13 protein-coding genes are annotated in these 16,765 nt (G+C 70.2%); 4 read left to right on the top strand and 9 right to left on the bottom strand.

All coding sequences use genetic code 11. The annotated features are described in order from the left end of the window. Positions 1 to 26 precede the first annotated feature (26 nt). Positions 27 to 1,472: an argininosuccinate synthase gene (gene argG, locus AB5J73_RS34515; RefSeq protein WP_370962987.1), complete on the bottom strand. Its 1,446-nt coding sequence runs from the start codon at positions 1,470 to 1,472 to the stop codon at positions 27 to 29. A 91-nt stretch (positions 1,473 to 1,563) separates the two neighbouring features. Here argG and AB5J73_RS34510 point away from each other — a divergent pair, with 91 nt between their 5' ends. Continuing rightward, positions 1,564 to 2,427: an aminoglycoside phosphotransferase family protein gene (locus tag AB5J73_RS34510; RefSeq protein ID WP_370962986.1), complete on the top strand. Its 864-nt coding sequence runs from the start codon at positions 1,564 to 1,566 to the stop codon at positions 2,425 to 2,427. Between the two features lie 55 nt (positions 2,428 to 2,482). On the opposite strand, the gene AB5J73_RS34505 is transcribed toward AB5J73_RS34510, so the two are convergent. The 3 genes from AB5J73_RS34505 to AB5J73_RS34495 are packed head-to-tail and all read right to left on the bottom strand — an operon-like array spanning position 2,483 to position 6,554. Continuing rightward, positions 2,483 to 4,192 (bottom strand): glycerol-3-phosphate dehydrogenase/oxidase, encoded by a 1,710-nt coding sequence (locus AB5J73_RS34505; protein WP_370962985.1) that lies wholly within the window; start codon positions 4,190 to 4,192, stop codon positions 2,483 to 2,485. A 7-nt stretch (positions 4,193 to 4,199) separates the two neighbouring features. Continuing rightward, positions 4,200 to 5,717, bottom strand: a complete 1,518-nt coding sequence (glpK, locus tag AB5J73_RS34500) for a glycerol kinase GlpK (RefSeq protein WP_370962984.1) — start codon at positions 5,715 to 5,717, stop codon at positions 4,200 to 4,202. 15 nt (positions 5,718 to 5,732) lie between these two features. Further along, on the bottom strand, positions 5,733 to 6,554 hold the full coding sequence (locus tag AB5J73_RS34495) for an MIP/aquaporin family protein (protein WP_370962983.1): 822 nt from the start codon (positions 6,552 to 6,554) through the stop codon (positions 5,733 to 5,735). 218 nt (positions 6,555 to 6,772) lie between these two features. On the opposite strand from AB5J73_RS34495, the gene AB5J73_RS34490 reads away from it, so the two are divergent. Together AB5J73_RS34490 and glpK (AB5J73_RS34485) are read left to right on the top strand one after the other, a co-directional pair. Then, positions 6,773 to 7,525: an IclR family transcriptional regulator gene (locus tag AB5J73_RS34490; RefSeq protein WP_370962982.1), complete on the top strand. Its 753-nt coding sequence runs from the start codon at positions 6,773 to 6,775 to the stop codon at positions 7,523 to 7,525. Positions 7,526 to 7,646: 121 nt separating this feature from the next. Beyond that, positions 7,647 to 9,596: a glycerol kinase GlpK gene (gene glpK / locus AB5J73_RS34485; protein ID WP_370962981.1), complete on the top strand. Its 1,950-nt coding sequence runs from the start codon at positions 7,647 to 7,649 to the stop codon at positions 9,594 to 9,596. Here glpK (AB5J73_RS34485) and AB5J73_RS34480 read toward each other — a convergent pair. Further along, complete coding sequence (locus tag AB5J73_RS34480; protein WP_370962980.1) at positions 9,593 to 10,399, bottom strand: substrate-binding domain-containing protein; 807 nt, start codon at positions 10,397 to 10,399, stop codon at positions 9,593 to 9,595. The two genes, glpK (AB5J73_RS34485) and AB5J73_RS34480, sit on opposite strands and share 4 nt — an antisense overlap. Positions 10,400 to 10,626: 227 nt before the next feature. On the opposite strand from AB5J73_RS34480, the gene AB5J73_RS34475 reads away from it, so the two are divergent. After that, positions 10,627 to 12,087: a DUF1996 domain-containing protein gene (locus tag AB5J73_RS34475; RefSeq protein WP_370962979.1), complete on the top strand. Its 1,461-nt coding sequence runs from the start codon at positions 10,627 to 10,629 to the stop codon at positions 12,085 to 12,087. A gap of 3 nt (positions 12,088 to 12,090) precedes the next feature. Here AB5J73_RS34475 and AB5J73_RS34470 read toward each other — a convergent pair whose 3' ends face one another. The 4 genes from AB5J73_RS34470 to chvE form a co-directional block, all read right to left on the bottom strand. After that, positions 12,091 to 12,783, bottom strand: coding sequence for a hypothetical protein (locus tag AB5J73_RS34470; protein ID WP_370962978.1), 693 nt, complete (start codon positions 12,781 to 12,783; stop codon positions 12,091 to 12,093). Positions 12,784 to 12,915: 132 nt separating this feature from the next. Further along, positions 12,916 to 14,136 carry a multiple monosaccharide ABC transporter permease gene (gene mmsB / locus AB5J73_RS34465; protein ID WP_370962977.1) on the bottom strand — a complete coding sequence of 407 codons (1,221 nt, stop codon included), beginning with the start codon at positions 14,134 to 14,136 and terminating at the stop codon, positions 12,916 to 12,918. Then, on the bottom strand, positions 14,133 to 15,653 hold the full coding sequence (gene mmsA / locus AB5J73_RS34460; RefSeq protein WP_370962976.1) for a multiple monosaccharide ABC transporter ATP-binding protein: 1,521 nt from the start codon (positions 15,651 to 15,653) through the stop codon (positions 14,133 to 14,135). The genes mmsB and mmsA overlap by 4 nt, the downstream gene beginning before the upstream one ends. After that, positions 15,650 to 16,756: a multiple monosaccharide ABC transporter substrate-binding protein gene (gene chvE / locus AB5J73_RS34455; RefSeq protein ID WP_370962975.1), complete on the bottom strand. Its 1,107-nt coding sequence runs from the start codon at positions 16,754 to 16,756 to the stop codon at positions 15,650 to 15,652. The genes mmsA and chvE overlap by 4 nt, the downstream gene beginning before the upstream one ends. Positions 16,757 to 16,765 lie beyond the last annotated feature (9 nt).

The following is a 16,765-nucleotide window of genomic DNA, read 5'->3' as shown; positions in this document are numbered from 1 at the left end:
CGTGGTGGCCTTCGGGTCGTGAGCGATCAGTCCGTGCCGAACTCCATCGCGGCGCTGTCGAGCAGCTCCACGTCGTCGGTCTTGCCGCGCGAGGCGATCACCTCGGCGCCGCCCTCCGGCATCGCGCCGATCAGGCCGGTCGACGCGGCCTGGGCGGCGCCGATCAGCTTCGGGTTCGAGCCGCCGACCATGCCGAGGCTCGCGTACTGCTCCAGCTTCGCCCGCGAGTCGGCGATGTCGAGGTTGCGCATGGTCAGCTGGCCGATCCGGTCCACCGGGCCGAACGCCGAGTCCTCGGTGCGCTCCATCGACAGCTTGTCCGGGTGGTAGCTGAACGCCGGGCCGGTCGTGTCGAGGATCGAGTAGTCCTCGCCGCGCCGCAGCCGCAGCGTCACCTCGCCGGTGATCGCGGTGCCGACCCAGCGCTGCAGCGACTCGCGCAGCATCATCGCCTGCGGGTCCAGCCAGCGGCCCTCGTACATCAGGCGGCCGAGGCGGCGGCCCTCGTTGTGGTAGCTGGCGAGGGTGTCCTCGTTGTGGATGGCGTTGACGAGCCGCTCGTACGCGGCGTGCAGCAGTGCCATGCCCGGCGCCTCGTAGATGCCGCGGCTCTTGGCCTCGATGATCCGGTTCTCGATCTGGTCGGACATGCCGAGGCCGTGCCGGCCGCCGATGGCGTTGGCCTCCAGCACCAGGTCCACGGCGGAGGCGAACTCCTTGCCGTTAATCGTCATCGGCCGTCCGTGCTCGAACCCGATCGTGACGTCCTCGGCGGGGATCTCGACGGCGGGGTCCCAGAACGCCACGCCCATGATCGGCTTGACGATCTCGATGCCGGTGTCGAGGTGCTCCAGCGACTTCGCCTCGTGCGTCGCGCCCCAGATGTTGGCGTCGGTGGAGTAGGCCTTCTCGGTGCTGTCCCGGTAGGGCAGGTCGTGCGCGGCCAGCCACTCCGACATCTCCTTGCGGCCACCGAGCTCGGTGACGAAGTCGGCGTCGAGCCACGGCTTGTAGATCCGCAGGGACGGGTTGGCCAGCAGGCCGTAGCGGTAGAACCGCTCGATGTCGTTGCCCTTGTAGGTGGAGCCGTCGCCCCAGATCTGGACGTCGTCCTCGAGCATCGCGCGCACCAGCAGCGTGCCGGTGACCGCGCGGCCGAGCGGCGTGGTGTTGAAGTAGCTGCGGCCGCCGGTGCGGATGTGGAACGCCCCGCAGGTCAGCGCCGCGAGCCCCTCTTCGACGAGGGCTTCCCGGCAGTCGACCAGCCGCGCGATCTCGGCACCGTACTGGCCGGCCCGCCCGGGCACCGAGTCGATGTCGGGCTCGTCGTACTGCCCGATGTCGGCGGTGTAGGTGCAGGGCACCGCGCCCTTGTCGCGCATCCACGCGACCGCTACGGAAGTGTCGAGGCCACCGGAGAAGGCGATACCGACACGCTCGCCGACGGGCAGGGAAGTGAGCACCTTGGACATGCGAATGATTATGCACGCCCATGCATCACCGTGCAATCCGGGGTGCCTGGCGTCACGGAAACCGCGTTGACCGGGGTGGTTCGGTGGAAGCATGGCCCGGATGCACGCCGCTGAGCACCCGATCGACACCGCGTTGGTCCGGCGGCTCGTCGACGGCCAGTTCCCAGCGTGGGCTCGCTTGCCCCTCACTCCCCTGGCTTCCGGCGGCACGGTCAACGCCGTCTACCGCCTGGGCGACGAGCTGACGGTCCGGCTCCCGCTCGCCTCCTCCGGCGGCGGGGAGCACCGGGTGCTCGCGGCGCTGGCCGAGCTCCCCGTGGCCGTCCCGGCCGTCGTCGCACTGGGCGAACCGGCCGAGGGCTACCCGTGGCCGTGGGCGGTGCACACCTGGCTGGACGGCTCGCCGGCGGTCGAAGGCGAGCCCGCACCGGCCCGTGACCTGGCGGAGTTCGTCCTCGCCCTGCGGACGCACCCGGCGGCCGGCCCGCCGGCGTACCGCGGCGGGCCACTGTCCACGGTCGACGACGCGACCCGGCGGGCGATCACGGAACTGGACCGCACCGGCGAGCCGTTCGACGCCTCCGCGGCGCTGGGCGTCTGGACGTCGGCCCTGAACGCTCCACAGTGGACGGGACCGCCCCGCTGGCTCCACTCGGACCTGATGCCGAGCAACCTCCTGCTGCGCGACGGCCGCCTGACCGGTGTGCTCGACTGGGCCACCGCGGGCCTCGGCGACCCGGCGTGCGACCTGATCCCGGCGTGGAACCTGCTGACCGCGGCCACCCGCCCGCTCTTCCGCGAGGTCCTCGGCCCCGACGACGCGACGTGGGCCCGCGGCCGCGGCTGGGCCCTGTCCATGGCGGTGCTCCAACTCCCGTACTACCGCCACACGAACGCGACCATCTCCGCCAACGCGCGTTACGTCCTCACGCAACTCGGCTGCCGAAAGCCGTGAAGGCCACATCGAGAGCCTTCGCGTCTCTCGATGTGGCCTTCACGGACTACGGGACTCAGCCGGGCAGCAGGGCCGGAGCCGCGAGGCGGGTGGCGTTGGCCGCCTCGTCGTCCGGGGCCTCCTGGGCCGAGCGCTCCGCCTCGACCCGCGCGAGGTAGTTCGCCACCTCGCGCTCGGTCCGGTGCTCGTCCCAGCCCAGCACCGGGGCCATCAGCGCCGCGACCTCGGGGGCCGCCGTGACACCCCGGTCGCGCTCCTCGATCGAGATGCGCGTGCGGCGGGTCAGGACGTCCTCCAGGTGCAGCGCGCCCTCGTGCGAAGCCGCGTACACCGCTTCCGCACGGAGGTACTCCGTCGCGCCCGGGACCGGCGAGGCCAGCTCGGGCTCGTCGCGGATCAGGTCCAGCAGGTTCCAGATCCGCGTGCCGTAGCGCTGCAGCAGGTGCTCCACCTGCGGCACCGTCAGGCCGGCCCGCGAAGCGACGCCGAACCGGTCGTCCCACAGCTCGTGGTAGCCGTCCGCGCCGACGATCGGGAGCCGGTCGGTCCACGACGGCGGGGCCGGGCGGCCGACGTCCTCGACCACCACGTCGACCGCGTCCGCGGCCATCACCCGGTACGTCGTGTACTTGCCGCCGGCCACGATCACCAGGCCCGGCACCGGGTGCGCCACCGCGTGTTCCCGCGACAGCTTCGTCGTCGCGGCCGCCTTCGCCGCGAGCAGCGGACGGAGACCCGCGTAGACGCCTTCGATGTCGTCGTGGGTCACCGGCGTGCGCAGCACCTTGTTGAGGTGCTCCAGCACGTAGTCGACGTCCGCGCGGCTGGCCGCCGGGTGCTCGCGGTCGAGGTCCCACTCGGTGTCGGTGGTGCCGACGATCCAGTGCCGGCCCCACGGGATCACGAAGAGCACGCTCTTCTCGGTGCGCAGGATCAGCCCGGTGTCGAGGTCGATCTTCTCCCGCGGCACCACCAGGTGGATGCCCTTCGACGCGCGGACGGTGAACGGCGCGGGAATCCCGGCCGCCTCGGCCATGTCGTCGCTCCACACCCCCGTCGCGGCGACCACCGTACGAGCCCGGATCTCGAACTCGACGCCGCTTTCGCGGTCGACGACCTTGGCGCCCACGACGCGCTCGCCGTCGCGCAGCAGCGATGTCACCCGGGCCCGCGTCAGCACCGAAGCGCCCTGCTCGGCCGCCGTCCGCGCGATCGTCATCGTGTGGCGGGCGTCGTCGACCTGGGCGTCGTAGTACTGGATCGCGCCGATCAGCGCGTCGTCGGCCAGGCCGGGCGCGGCCTTGAACGCGCCGCGTTTGGACAGGTGCCGGTGCCGCGGCAGCGCGCGGGCGCCGCCGAGCGTGTCGTACAGCGTGACGCCGGCGCCGATGTAACCGCGCTCCCACACCCGGTGCTGCAGCGGCACCAGGAACTTCACCGGCCGCACCAGGTGCGGGGCCAGCTTCTGCAGCAGCAGCCCGCGTTCCTTGAGCGCCTCGCGCACCAGCTTGAAGTCGAGCTGCTCGAGGTAGCGCAGGCCACCGTGGATCAGCTTCGACGACCGGCTGGACGTGCCGGCGGCGAAGTCACGGGCCTCGACCAGCGCGGTCGAAAGCCCACGGGACGCGGCGTCGAGCGCGACGCCGGCCCCGGTCACTCCCCCGCCGACGACCAGCACGTCGACCTCCCCGCGCGCCAGCTTCTTCAGCGTCTCCGCCCGGTACAGCGGGGACAGCGGCACGGCTTCCACCGAACTCCTCTTCATCGGATCCTCACTCCACATCGACCCAGTCGAGCGTGCGGCCGACGGCTTTCTGCCAGCCCGCGTAGCCCTCGGCGCGCTGCTCGTCGCTCCACGACGGCGTCCAGCGCTTGTCTTCGTTCCAGTTCTGTTCGAGCTCGTCGGTCGACCGCCAGAAGCCGACGGCCAGCCCGGCCGCGTAGGCGGCACCGAGCGCGGTGGTCTCGGCGACGACCGGCTTCGACACCGGCACGCCGAGGATGTCCGCCTGCAGCTGCATGCACAGCTCGTTGGCGGTGACGCCGCCGTCGACCCGGAGCACGTCGAGCGTGACGCCGGAGTCGTTCTGCATGGCCTCGACGACGTCGCGGGTCTGGTAGCAGATCGCTTCCAGGGTGGCCCGCGCGAGATGAGCGTTGGTCGTGGCCCGGGTGAGGCCGACGATCGCGCCGCGCGCGTCGGACCGCCAGTACGGCGCGAACAGGCCGGAGAACGCCGGGACGAAGTAGACGCCCCCGTTGTCCTCGACCTGGCGGGCCAGGCTTTCGCTCTGGGACGCGCCGCTGATGATGCCCAGCTGGTCGCGCAGCCACTGCACCGCGGAACCGGTGACGGCGATCGAGCCTTCCAGCGCGTAGACCGGCTTTTCGTCGCCGAACTGGTAGCACAGCGTCGTCAGCAGGCCGTGCTTCGAGCGGACCAGTTCCTGGCCGGTGTTGAGGAGCAGGAAGTTGCCGGTGCCGTAGGTGTTCTTGGCCTCGCCGGGCCGGAAGCAGACCTGGCCGACGGTCGCCGCCTGCTGGTCGCCGAGGACGCCGGTGATGGCGACCTCGCCGCCGAGCGGGCCGTCGGCGCGGGTGGTGCCGAAGAGGCCCGGGTTCGACGACGGCCGGATCGCCGGCAGCATCGCGCGCGGGACGTTGAAGAACGAGAGCAGCTCGTCGTCCCAGTCCAGGGTTTCGAGGTCCATCAGCATGGTGCGCGACGCGTTGGTCGGGTCGGTGACGTGCACGCCGCCGTCCGGGCCGCCGGTCAGGTTCCAGATGAGCCACGAGTCGGTGGTGCCGAAGAGGGCGTCGCCCTTCTCGGCGTCCTCGCGCACGCCGTCGACGTTTTCGAGGATCCACTGCAGCTTGCCGCCGGAGAAGTACGTCGCGGGCGGCAGGCCGGCCTTGCGGCGGATGACGTCGCCCTTGCCCGCGCGCTCCAGCGCCGAGGCGATGCGGTCGGTGCGGGTGTCCTGCCAGACGATCGCGTTGCCGTACGGGCGGCCGGTGCGGCGGTTCCACACGACGGTGGTCTCGCGCTGGTTGGTGATGCCCAGCGCGGCGAGGTCCCCGGCGGTCAGGTCGGCCTTGTTGAGCGCGGTGGCGATGACCGAGCGGGTGCGTTCCCAGATCTCGGTGGCGTCGTGCTCGACCCAGCCCGGCTTGGGCAGGATCTGCTCGTGCTCGAGCTGGTGGCGGGCGATTTCGTTGCCGCCGTGGTCGAAGATCATGAAGCGGGTGCTGGTGGTGCCCTGGTCAACGGCGCCGACGTAGTCAGGCATCGGGGTACTCCTCACTCAGTTGGCGGGCTCGAGGTCCTTGGCGGGTATGGCGTCCAGCGGGTCCCCGGCGGGCAGGAACCGCTCGATCAGGTACTTGTAGATCGCGCCGCCGACGAGGGCGCCGATGATCGGGCCGACGATCGGGATCCACCAGTAGGGGAAGCCGTACTGGTCGGACCACGCCGTGTCGTAGCCGGTCAGCCAGGAGGCCAGGCGCGGGCCGAAGTCGCGGGCGGGGTTGATCGCGTAGCCGGCGTTCGTGCCCCAGGCCATGCCGATGGCGACGACGAGGAAGCCGACGACCACCGGGGCCAGGTTCGCGCCCGGCGAGGTGTTGCGGAGGTCGGTGATGGCGAACAGGACGATCAGGAGGATCGCGGTGCCGATGATCTGGTCGCGGAAGGCGCCCCAGTCACCCACGGGCAGCGTTCCGTTACCCGGGAGGGTGGAGAACACGCCCTGGGTCTTGATCGTCAGGCCGGGGTCCTTGGCGTTGAGCACCTCGGTGTAGTTCCAGCGCACGAGCAGCGCGGCGAGGAACGCGCCGGCGGTCTGCGCGAGGGCGTAGGGGGCGACCTTGCGCCACTCGAAGCCCTTGAACACGGCGAGGGCGATGGTCACGGCCGGGTTCAGGTGCGCGCCGCTGATCCGCGAAGCGACGTACACACCGAGCGTGACGCCGAGCCCCCAGGCCCAGGCGATGCTGTCGTGGTCCCCGATGCCCGCGGCGGCGACCTGCGCCACCACCCCGCACCCGAACAGGATGAGGATCATCGTGCCCACGAACTCGGCGGCCATCTCGCCGCCGAGCCCACGGGCCTTGAGGTTTCGCACCATTGCTTTCCTCCACAAAGGACCTTGTCCCCTCCCCGACGCCGTTGGGGGTCCAGGGGGATCCCCCCGGCGGGGTCCGGGGTTCGACCCCGGGCAGGCACAGTGGAGTGAAGTTAAGTTCGCATTTCCGGCCGGTCAACGGACGCCGGTCGGCATTGTCGAACGGCCGATGTGGATGTTCGACATTGTCGAATCAGGGCCGGTCGGGTTAGGGTCGCGCCGTGCCCGGTCCGATCCAGTCCATCGAGCGCGCCGCCGCGATCCTGCGGTTGCTGGCGCGCGGTTCGGGCCGTCTCGGCGTCGGCGAGATCGCGGAATCGCTGGAGCTGGCCAAGGGCACGGCGCACGGGATCCTGCGCACGCTGCAGGGCGTCGGGTTCGTCGAGCAGGACCGGGATTCGGGCAAGTACCAGCTCGGTGCGGCGCTGCTGCACCTGGGCACGAGCTACCTGGACGTCAACGAGCTGCGCTCCCGGGCGATCAACTGGGCGGACGCGCTTGCGGCCCGCAGCGGCGAGGCCGTCCGGATCGGCGCGCCGCTGGAGGGCCGCGTGCTGGTGGTGCACCACGTGTTCCGCCCCGACGACAGCCTCCAGAGCCTCGACGTCGGCACGCTGCTGCCGCTGCACGCGACCGCGCTGGGGAAGGTCCTGCTGGCCTACGACACGACGCTGAAGGCGGACCCGGAGCCGTACACGCGCCGCACGCTGGTCACCCAGACGGCGATCAAGCGCGCGTGTGCGAAGGTACGGGAGGCGGGCTGGGCGGCCGAGAACGGCGAGATGATCGCCGGCGAAGCCGGGATCGCGGCCCCGATCCGAGGCCACGGCGGCATCGTCGTCGGCGCGATCGGGGTGTCCGGCGCGGTGGAGCGGATCTGCGAGCCGGACGGCAGCCCGAGCCCGCGGCTGCTGGGCCACGTCCGCGACGCGGCCCGCGCGGTGTCGCGGGACCTGGGCGCGTCCCGATGGTGAAGGAGGTGCTCGGGATGGACCCGGCCAGCCTGGCTCCGGCGTCGCGAATGACTCATTCGGGACGCCGGAGGTCGCGAATGAGTCATTCGCGACGCGCGGGGAGAGGCACGGAGGTGAGCACGTGGTCCAGCGGTACGTGATGTCCATCGACCAGGGCACCACCTCCACCCGGTGCATCCTGTTCGACGCCCGCGGCCGGCTGGTGTCGGTCGTGCAGCGGGAGCACCAGCAGCACTTCCCGCGGCCCGGGTGGGTCGAGCACGACGCCGTCGAGATCTGGCGGAACCTCTCGCGGATCGTCCCCCAGGCCCTGGCCGACGCCGGGGTGGGTGCCGAGCAGGTCGTCGGGCTCGGGATCGCCAACCAGCGCGAGACCACCGTGCTGTGGGACCGGCGGACCGGCAACCCGGTCGGGCGGGCCATCGTCTGGCAGGACACCCGCACCGACGCGATGCTCGAACAGCTCGCGCGCGAGCCGGGGGCCGAGCGCGTGCGGCAGCTGTGCGGGCTGCCGCTGGCGACGTACTTCTCCGCGCCGCGCATCCGCTGGCTGCTCGAACGCACCCCCGGCCTGCGCGAGCGCGCCGAGCGCGGCGACGTGCTGTTCGGCACCATCGAGAGCTGGCTGATCTGGAACCTCACCGGCGGCGCCGAGGGCGGCGTGCACGTCACCGACGTCACCAACGCCTCGCGCACCATGCTGATGAACCTGCGCACGCTCGGCTGGGACGACGAGCTCCTCGACTTCTTCGACGTCCCACGCGCGATGCTGCCGGAGATCCGCTCCTCCACCGAGGTCTACGGCACCACTTCGCGCGTGGTTCCCGGCATCCGGATCGCGGCGGCGCTGGGCGACCAGCAGGCCGCGCTGTTCGGCCAGACGTGCTTCGCACCCGGCGAGGCCAAGTGCACCTACGGCACCGGCAGCTTCCTGCTGCTCAACACCGGCCCGACGCCGGTGCTGTCCACCCACGGCATGCTCACCACGGTCGGCTTCAAGATCGGCGACGAGCCCGCGGTGTACGCGCTCGAAGGCTCGATCGCCGTCACCGGGTCGCTGGTGCAGTGGTTCCGCGACGGGCTGGAGCTGATCGGCAGTGCGCCGGAGATCGAGACGCTGGCCAGGACGGTCGAGGACAACGGCGGCTGCTACATCGTCCCGGCGTTCTCCGGGCTGTTCGCCCCGCACTGGCACAGCGAAGCCCGCGGGGTGATCGCCGGCCTGACGTCCTACATCACGAAGGGCCACCTGGCCCGGGCGGTGCTGGAGGCGACCGGCTGGCAGACCCGCGAGGTCGTCGACGCGATGAACGCCGACTCGGGCCTCGCCCTGAAGACGTTGAAGGTCGACGGCGGGATGACCGCTGACAACCTGCTGATGCAGTTCATCGCCGACGTCCTCGACGTCCCGGTGGTCCGCCCCATGGTGGCGGAGACGGTGTCCCTCGGGGCGGCCTACGCGGCCGGCCTGTCCGTGGGGTACTGGCCGGACCTGGAGGGGCTGCGCCGCAACTGGCACCGGGCCGGCCAGTGGCTGCCGGCGATGGACCCGGCCCGCCGCGCGTCCGAGTACGGCCACTGGCGCCAGGCGGTGGAGCTGACGTTCGGCTGGATGCGCCCCGGCCCGGCCGCCGCCGCGCCCGGGTCCGACCTGGTCGAGGTGCTGCTGGCCGACCACCGCCGCTTCGAGCAGCTGCTGCGCGACCTCCGCAACACCGACGCGGACCACCCCGCCCTGCTCGCGGAGCTGGCGGCCCTGCTGGTCGCCCACGCGACGGCGACCGAGCGGATCGTCCGCCCGGGTTCGCCGGGCACGCCGTTCGCCGACGACCTGCTGGCGGTGCTGGAGACCGAGGACTTCGAGAAGGCGTTGCCGCACTTGGAGAACGTCGTGGACGCGCACGTCCGCGGCGAGGAACGCGGGTTGCTGAACGACTTGCGCCGCACGATGTCCACTTCGGACCGGACCGGGCTGGGGCGGGCGTTCGTGGCGGAACGCCGCCGTCAGCTGGACCTGGACTGCGGGAACGCCGACCACATCCGCGACCTGGGCGACCGGCTCACGCTCTAGACCGCCCGCAGGCAGCGGCTGCTCTCCCGGACCACCAGCTCCCCCTCCACGCTCCCCCGCACCGGAGCCGCCACGCCGTCGATGCGGGCGGTCAGTGCCGCCAGTGTCTGGCGGCCCGCCGCCACGAAGTCCTGGCGGACCGTCGTCAACGGTGGCGCGAAGTACGCCGCCTCGGGGACGTCGTCGAAGCCGACCACGTGGGCGTCGCGCGGGACTCGCATGCCCGCTTCGGTGAAGGCCGCCAGCAGGCCCAGTGCCATGTGGTCGTTGGCCGAGAACACCGCGCGCACGCCCGGTTCGGCCGCCAGGGACTGGCCCGCGCGGTAGCCGGATCTCGCGGACCAGTCGCCGCGGACCACCGGGGGGACCTCGGCGCCGTGGCGCTCCAGGGTTTCGCGCCAGCCGCGCTCGCGGTCGCGGCCGGCCGGGCCGTCTTCGGGGCCGCCGAGGTGCCAGACCGTCAGGTGGCCGAGGTCCAGGAGGTGCTCGGTGGCCCGGCGCGCGCCCGCGTACTGGTCGGTCGAGGCGGCCGGGACGAGCGGCAGCGGGGCCGGGTCCGGGACGAACCGCGCGTCGAGCACGACGATGCCCACCACTCCTTGCAGGCTCAGGCCGGCGATCGCGGCCGTCACCGCCGCGCCGCCGCGGCCGGGGACGCTGAAGACGTTCAGCGCGTACCCCTGCTCGCGGGCCGCGGCGCGGAGACCGTGCAGGACCGGCCCGGACGCGGTGGAGCCGGTCGCGATCACGCCGAGCGTGCCTCTTCCCCGTGGAGCGAGCAGGGGGCCGTCGTCCTCGGGCATGGGCCGATGTTAGCGATCACACGGCTAGACGTGAACTTTGTTCACCTTCCATAAATAACGAAACGATAACGCGCAAATCCGGGCTTGAACCGGCTCTCGCCCGGAGCCGTTTCTGCCAGTGCCGGAACCAGTGCCCCGGACGCGGCGGCACTCCCCCGGGTTCCGCGCGTCTCCCCACCGGGCACGCAGCTTTCTCCGTCGTGCCCGGAAAACCGAACGAGGTGACCATGGCCCGGAAAACCACCCGCACTCCCGCCACGGGCAGGCATCGCATCACCCGCCGCACGAAGATCGCGACCGGCGGTCTCGCACTCGCGCTCGCCGTCGGCGGCATCGTCGTCGCGACCACGGCCGGGCGCACCGGCGAGGCCAGCGCCGACGAGGCCGACCCGTCGTTCTTCCTCGACATCGCGAAGGTCCCCAGCGGTGTTAACGTGAACAAGGCGTTGCAGAAGCAAGGCGCGCGCGGCACGTTCACCGTCGACTGCGGCCGCAACGAAAACCAGCACTTCAACCCCGACAACTTCATCGCGCAGCCCGGTATCCGCAACGGCGCGCAGCACCTCCACGACTACGTCGGCAACCTGTCGACCAACGCCGATTCGAACAACAAGAGCCTCTCGAAGGCCGGGACCACCTGCAAGAACGGCGACAAGTCCGCGTACTTCTGGCCCGTCGTCCGGATCGACACCGGCGAGGACGAAGCGAACCCGCCCGCCACGCAGCCCGACCGCGCCGGCAGCGCGAAGGACAAGGCGAGCACCCAGGTCGACTGCCCGGACGTCGCCAGCAAGCTCCCCGACGTCCCCGACCAGGCGATGGACGAGGTGAACCGCAACCTCGACCTGCTCGACAAGCAGATCGACGAGGCGAACCAGCGGATCGCGAACGGTGACCTCAAGACGCCGCAGGACGTCCAGAACGCCGTCGTCGGCCCGCTCAAGGACAAGCGGACGGCGACCATCGAGCGGATCGCCATCGCGATCGGCCGCCGGGCGGCGAAGCCGACGGACCTGGGCGGGCTCGCGGCGTGCGCGCTCAAGCAGAACGGCCAGGGCGGGCTCGACAACGGCGGCCAGAACAGCGGTGGCCAGAACGGCGGCGGCCAGGCGACCGAACTGCCGGGCGTCAACGACCAGAACGAACTGGCGGGCAACGACGGCGAGATCCAGCGCGTCCGGTCGGCGACGATCACCTTCACCAGCGGCGGCGCGAAGAAGGTCGTCGCGATGCCGCAGTTCCTCCGCATCCTCTACGGCGACGCCAAGCAGAGCACCAACGGCCCGGCCAACGCCCGGCCCAGCTGGACGTGCACCGGGTTCGAAGACCGGCTGACCGACCACTACCCGATCTGCCCGCAGAACAGCCGGGTGGAGCGGATCCACGCGTTCCCGAACTGCTGGGACGGCAAGAACATCGACAGCGCCAACCACCGCACGCACATCGTGTTCGCCGACCAGCAGGGCAAGTGCCCGCAGGGCTTCAAGAACGTGCCGCAGCTGGTGATCAAGCTGGTCTACGACATCCCGCACGACATCCAGGTGAAGGGTCAGTACAAAGTGGACGCCTTCCCGCAGGAGAGCCACAACCCGCGGTCGGACCACGACGACTTCGCGAACGTCATGGGCCAGCGCCTGATGAACCAGGTGGTCAACTGCATCAACACGGGCAAGCGCTGTTCGCAGTAGCGCTCAGGACGCGGTGACGGAGTAGCTGTTCGCGGCGAAGTCCAGTCCCCCGGCGGACGAGGTGATCTCGAAGCCGAACTGGACTTCGCCGAGCGTCACGTCGCCGAACCAGCCGCGAGCGCGGATCCAGTTCAGTACCGCCAGCACGTCGACCGTGCCCGCGTTCGTGTTCGACGTCCGGACGAACGAGAACACCGCGTTCGACCCGTTCGATCCCCGGTAGACGTCCCAGGTGTGCCCGCCGACGGTCGCCGTCGCCTGCTTGCTGCCGAGCGGACCCACCGCGCCCTGCTTGTTCATCCACAGCATGGTTTCGTAGGCGTTGTTGTCCGCCCAGATGTCGTACGCGGTCTCATAAGCGCCGCTGCCCGGGCGGTTGACGTCGAAGCTGCTCGAAACCTTTCCCAGCGCGCTGAGCTTCTTGCCGACGTTCTTCGCCGAATGCGGGTACGACTTCACGCCGCCGGTGTTCGGCTGGTTCGACCAGACACCCCAGTTCGAATACGAATTCGCCCAGATGGTCTGCGGGCCGGCCCCACTGCCCCAGACGTCGTTGCGGATCGTGTACCCGCCATTGGACCAGGTCGCCCATTGGTCGGAAGACGACCACGTCGCCGCGGAAGCGACACCGGCCGAAGTGGCCACCGAAGCGGCCACAGTCAAGGAAACCACAAGGGAACGCACGGCTTTGTGCATGAGGGAGGTCCTCCATTGGTGAGGGATTCACCAGCACTATGACCGTCCCGTTACCACCCGGTCAAGCATTTCGAGAAGTTCGAAAAGGGGCTTTCCCCGCAACGGGGGAAAGCCCCTTTTCGGCGAATGACCTCAGGACGTCGCGCGGCGCTTCGTCCAGATGTCGTAGGCCACCGCGGCCAGCAGCACGACGCCCTTCACCAGCATCACCCGCTCGCTCGGCGCGCCGATCAGGGACATGCCGTTGTTGATGACCGCCATGATCAGGCCACCGGTGATCGCGCCGACCACCTTGCCGACGCCGCCCTGGACCGCCGCGCCGCCGATGAAGGCCGCGGCGATCGCGTCGAGCTCGAAGTTGACGCCCGCCGTCGGGCCCGCCTGGTTGAGCCGGCCCGCGAAGATGATCCCGGCCAGCGCCGCCAGCACGCCCATGTTGACGAAGATCCAGAACGTCACCGACTTGACCTTGACGCCCGACAGCGTCGCGGCCTGCAGGTTGCCGCCCACGGCGTAGATGTGCCTGCCGAACACCGACTTCCCGGCCACCAGCGAGTAGCCGAGCACCAGCACCGCCAGCAGGATCAGCACCCACGGCAGGTTCTTGAACCGCGCCAGCTGCACGACCAGCGCGAGCACCAGCACCGCGATCCCGACGATCTTGAGCACGAACACCGGGAACGGGTCGACGTCCTGGCCGTAGCCCAGCCGCGCCGAGCGCTTCCGCCACTGCGTGAAGGCGATCCCGGCGACCGCCGCGACACCGGCGAGCAGCGAGACCAGGTCGGCGCCGCCGAGCGGGCCGAGCCCGATGTTGCCCAGGTAGCCGTCGGTGAAGCCGTTCGACAGCGTGCGGATCGCGTCCGGGAACGGCCCGATGCCCTGGTTGCCCAGCACCGTCAGGGTCAGCGCCCGGAACGCCAGCATCCCGGCCAGCGTCACGATGAACGCCGGGATCCCGAAGTAGGCGACCCAGTAGCCCTGCCACGCGCCGATCACCGCGCCGACGACGAGGGTGATCAGCACCGCCCAGAACCACGGCAGCTGCCAGTTCACCATCAGCACCGCCGACACTGCGCCGGTCATCGCGACGACCGACCCGGCGGACAGGTCGATGTGCCCGGAGATGATCACCAGGATCATCCCGATCGCGAGGATCAGCACGTAGGAGTTCTGCACGATGATGTTGGAGATGTTCTGCGGTTCCAGCAGCGCGCCGCCGGTGAGCACTTCGAACAGGACCACGATCAGCGCGAACGCGACGTAGATGCCGCTCTGGCGCGGGTTGATCGAGATCCGCCGGGCGGAGCGCTCGGCCGGGGGCGCGGCAGGCCGCGCTTCGGTCGTGGTCATTGCCGTTCCTTGGTCATGTACTGCATGAGCAGTTCCTGGGTGGCTTCTTCGCGGGTCGCCTCACCGGTGATCCGGCCCGCCGACAGCGCGTAGATCCGGTCGCAGAGCCCGAGCAGCTCCGGCAGCTCGGAGGAGATGACCAGCACGGCCTTCCCCTGCGCGGCGAGGGAGTTGATGATCGTGTAGATCTCGAACTTCGCGCCGACGTCGATGCCGCGGGTCGGCTCGTCGAGGATCAGCACGTCCGGGTCGGTGAAGATCCACTTGGCCAGCACGACCTTCTGCTGGTTGCCGCCGGAGAGCTTCCCGGTCACGCTGCGCACGGTCGGCGCCTTGATCCGCAGGTCGCGGCGGAACCCGACGGCCGTGTCGTGCTCGGCGTGCTCGTTGACCCAGCCGCGCTTGGCCAGCTTGCCCAGCCCGGCCGCGGACACGTTGCGCTGGATGTCCTCGATCAGGTTGAGCCCGTACCGCTTCCGGTCTTCGGTGGCGTAGGCGATGCCGTGGCGGACGGCGTCGCGCACCGACCGGACGTCGATCTCCTTTCCGTGCTTGAGGATCCGCCCGGAGATGTCCTTGCCGTAGGACCGGCCGAACACGCTCATCGCGAGCTCGGTCCGGCCCGCGCCCATCAGTCCGGCGAGGCCGACGATCTCCCCGCGCCGCAGCGAGAGCGACGCGTTGTCGACGACGACCCGGCCGGCCTGGGTGGGGCTGTGCACGGTCCAGTCCTCGATCCGCAGCACCTCTTCGCCGATGTCCGGTTCCCGGGGCGGGAACCGGTGCTCGAGGTCGCGGCCGACCATCCCGGTGATGATGCGTTCCTCGGTCAGGCCGGCCGCGTCGAGGGTGTCGATGGTGCGGCCGTCGCGCAGGATCGTGACGGTGTCGGCGATCGCGGTCACCTCGCCGAGCTTGTGGGAGATGATCACGCACGTCACGCCGTCGGACCGCAGCTCGCGCAGCAGCTCCAGCAGGTGGGCCGAGTCCTCGTCGTTGAGCGCCGCGGTGGGCTCGTCGAGGATCAGCAGCCGGACCTCCTTGGACAGCGCCTTGGCGATCTCGACCAGCTGCTGCTTGCCGACCCCGAGGTCCCGCACCGGGGTCACCGGGTTTTCGGCGAGGCCGACGCGCTTGAGCAGCGCGCCGGCCTCGTGGTTGGTGCGGTTCCAGTCGATCCAGCCCCGCTTGCCGCGTTCGTTGCCGAGGAAGATGTTCTCGGCTATCGAGAGCTGCCCGCACAGCGCGAGCTCCTGGTGGATGATCACGATTCCGTGCCGCTCGCTGTCGCGGACCGAACCGAACTCACACCGCTGCCCGTCGAAGTGGATCTCACCGTCGTACGTCCCGTGCGGGTAGACGCCGGAGAGCACCTTCATCAAGGTGGACTTCCCGGCGCCGTTCTCCCCGCAGATCGCGTGGATCTCGCCGCTGTTCACGGAAAGCGTGACGTCCGACAGCGCCTTGACCCCGGGGAAGGTCTTGGTGATCCCGCGCATGCCGAGCAGTTCGGTCATTTCAGCTGACCCGCCGTGTAGTAGCCCGAGTCGACGAGTTCCTTCTGGTAGTTGGCCTTGTCCACGGTCACCGGCTGCAGCAGGAAGGACGGGACGACCTTCTTGCCGTTCTCGTAGTCGGTGGTGTTGTTGACCTCGGGCTTGCCGCCCTTGAGCACCGCGTCGGCCATCTTCACCGTGGTGTCGGCGAGGATGCGGGTGTCCTTGAAGATCGTCGAGTACTGCTCACCGGCGATGATGGACTTGACCGAGGCGACCTCGGCGTCCTGCCCGGTGACGATCGGGTACGGCTGGCCGGCGGTGCCGTAGCCGTTGCTCTTCAGCGCCGAGAGGATGCCGATCGACAGGCCGTCGTACGGCGAAAGCACGCCCGCGACCTTCGCGCCCCCGGTGTAGGTCTTGGTGAGCAGGTCCTCCATGCGCCGCTGCGCGGTGGCCGGGTCCCAGCGCAGGATGGCCGCGCGGGCGAAGTCGGTCTGGCCGCTCTTGACGACGAGCTTGCCGCTGTCCATCAAGGGCTTGAGGACGGACATCGCGCCGTTGAAGAAGAACGTGGCGTTGTTGTCGTCCGGCGAACCGGCGAACAGCTCGACGTTGAACGGTCCCGGGCCCGTGCCCAGCCCCTTGACCAGCGAGTTCGCCTGCTCGACGCCGACCTTGAAGTTGTCGAACGTGGCGTAGTAGTCGACGTTGGGTGAATTGCGGATCAGCCGGTCGTAGGCGATGACCGGGATCTTGCGGTCGGCCGCCTCCTGCAGCTGGGTGGTGATGGCGGTGCCGTCGATCGAGGCGACGACCAGGAGCTTGGCGCCCTTGGTGATCTGGTTCTCGATCTGGTTCACCTGGGTGGGGATGTCGTTCTCGGCGTACTGCAGGTCGACCTTGTAGCCGAGCTTCTCCAGCGCCGACTTGATGTTGTCGCCGTCGTGGATCCACCGTTCCGACGACTTCGTCGGCATGGTGACGCCGACCAGCGCGCCCGCCGCGCTCGCGGTACCGGGCGCCGCCGCCTGGTCGGCGGTCTTCTGGCTCGAGCCGCACGCCGACAGCGTCAACGCGAGTCCCGCGGCCGCGAGCGCCGCGATTCCTCTGGTGAACTTCATTGTTCCGTA

It is taken from the genome of Amycolatopsis sp. cg9, from assembly GCF_041346945.1.
Lineage (GTDB): Bacteria > Actinomycetota > Actinomycetes > Mycobacteriales > Pseudonocardiaceae > Amycolatopsis.
The sequence above is the reverse complement of the archived record's forward strand: the minus strand, read 5'-3'. Positions and strand labels throughout refer to the sequence as shown.